Origin of the sequence: Pantoea dispersa, from assembly GCF_014155765.1 — a bacterium.
GTDB lineage: Bacteria > Pseudomonadota > Gammaproteobacteria > Enterobacterales > Enterobacteriaceae > Pantoea > Pantoea dispersa.
This window is the reverse complement of sequence record NZ_SCKT01000018.1, coordinates 1-1,794: the sequence shown is the minus strand read 5'-3', so window position 1 is coordinate 1,794 and position 1,794 is coordinate 1. Positions and strand designations below refer to the sequence as shown.

Annotated in this window: 2 protein-coding genes; both read left to right on the top strand. The window is 52.8% G+C overall.

The window, feature by feature from the left end; translation table 11 throughout:
- Positions 1-447, top strand: a 447-nt coding sequence (gene afaD, locus H7K56_RS22995; RefSeq protein ID WP_259395533.1) for an AfaD family invasin, incomplete at its 5' end; no start/stop codon positions are given.
- A 78-nt stretch (positions 448-525) separates the two neighbouring features.
- Complete coding sequence (locus tag H7K56_RS22990; RefSeq protein ID WP_150059874.1) at positions 526-1,074, top strand: hypothetical protein; 549 nt, start codon at positions 526-528, stop codon at positions 1,072-1,074.
- Positions 1,075-1,794: the final 720 nt, after the last annotated feature.

The window sequence follows — 1,794 nt, the reverse complement described above, 5'->3', positions numbered from 1 at the left end:
AGCATGGTTTACGGCAGGAAAATGTTCGTATGGTCCGCGTTACTGGCGGGGCTGATGCTGAAAAGCGTCTGCGCCAGCGCCGATGAAAATCCCAGCCTGCAGCTCAGAGCCGCTTCGGGCCTGAAGGCCGGGAAGGTGCGTGACGGCACGCTGCTTATGTCCGGGCGCGTCAGCAGCAATTCATCCCATGTCGGGTTCCGGCTGCTTTGCAGATCTGAACCCGAGTCCGGCCATCCCAGCCGCTGCACGCTGTCCGGACAGCGTGACCCCGGTCACCGGCTGCGGGTGCGCCTGAGCGGTCCAGTCTGGCGGCCCGGAGCACAAAGCGATGGTGCTGTGATTACGTACGCCACAGGTGCCGCCGACTTCCGACTGGAAGCAGACGGCGATCAGTACGTGGATGCGGATACCTGGACGGTGGCGCTCAGCGCGTCCGTCCTGAACTAACCTGGCCCTGTGCCAGAAACACCACCTCGCCATATGGCGAGGTATAAATATCTGAAATATTGAACAGGAAAGAAACTTATGAAAATGCGTTTACTGACCGGACTCATCGCCGCCGTCTGCTTCAGCCAGGCAGCATCCGCTGCTGAGCTGAGCGGAGGCACCATCAGCAACCTGACCACGGCGACTGCAGACGTAGAGTTTAGCCAGCCGATTACGCTTCAGAACACACTGACGCCGATTTCTGGTCTGAAAGCGGGTCAAAAAGTGTCGTCCGCTAATCCTCTAACAATTGCCAACGGAAGCCTGGCGATTAAAGATTCCGGTGTCACTGCGTTATTGGCTTTAAAATTTGGTAATGATTCTTTAGGACCTGCAACTAGCTATGCTGCTGGGCATGAGGGGGAAGAAGATTACAGCTTTAATTATATTCCTATGCCAAAAGACGCAGATCTGGATAGCATGGAGAGTAAATATGATGTTATTCGGATCAACGGTGATGTGTATGCGGTAACCCCCACAGCTTCTAGCAAGCTTGATTATAACGTTTGGGCGGTTGGTGATGGCACCAAAGCTGTCAAGCCAGGGATCTACACCATCAGCATGACCGGGGCGATTTACAACCCGTAAGGCCCCCCCTTCCGCACATGAAGGGCCGTCTGCACGGCGGCCCTCTTCAGCGGACGGATAAGAGTAAGATGTAACTCTCATGGATGAGCTTTTTCTCCACGGGCACGTCCCGTAATGCTGACATGGCTGCAAAGTTATCCCGCTACGTCTTCAGCGAATGCAGCACTCTGATGCATTTGCTGCTGAGCGTCTGCATGGAATATTCGGACCCGAGCGGGCTGCTGTATATCTGCGCCATGCCAGCGTACAGTGACTGCATTAGTGGGGCGATTTCCTCTTTACGGACCGCAAGATACCGCCAAAAAAGTAAATACATTACTGTGACAGCCTTATGTCAATAACAGTCGCCGGAATTTTATACGGGCGGGCATGCTGAATACGCATGCGGATGTAAGCATAAAACTTATCTAAACTGAGGTGGCACGAGGCCTTGGTGAATATTCTGGTAGCTCAGGTTTAACCTTTAAGTACCATTTTACTGTGTTGCGGAAAATGCTGGTTTTTTGCTATAGCAGCGACTGCTTATGTCCTGCTTGCACAAAATTTAATTGCTATAAAAATTTCAAAAGTTACCATGAAGATATCCCTTATTCTGGAGGACAGAGTAAGCCCAGGTTTAGACACCTACCGTTGGGGGAGCACTTTAGCACCGTTGCTAACACCTGCGAAGCCAGCCGGATAAAGTCAGACCGTGCAGCTGAACCTCCTGCCGGCTCCGCC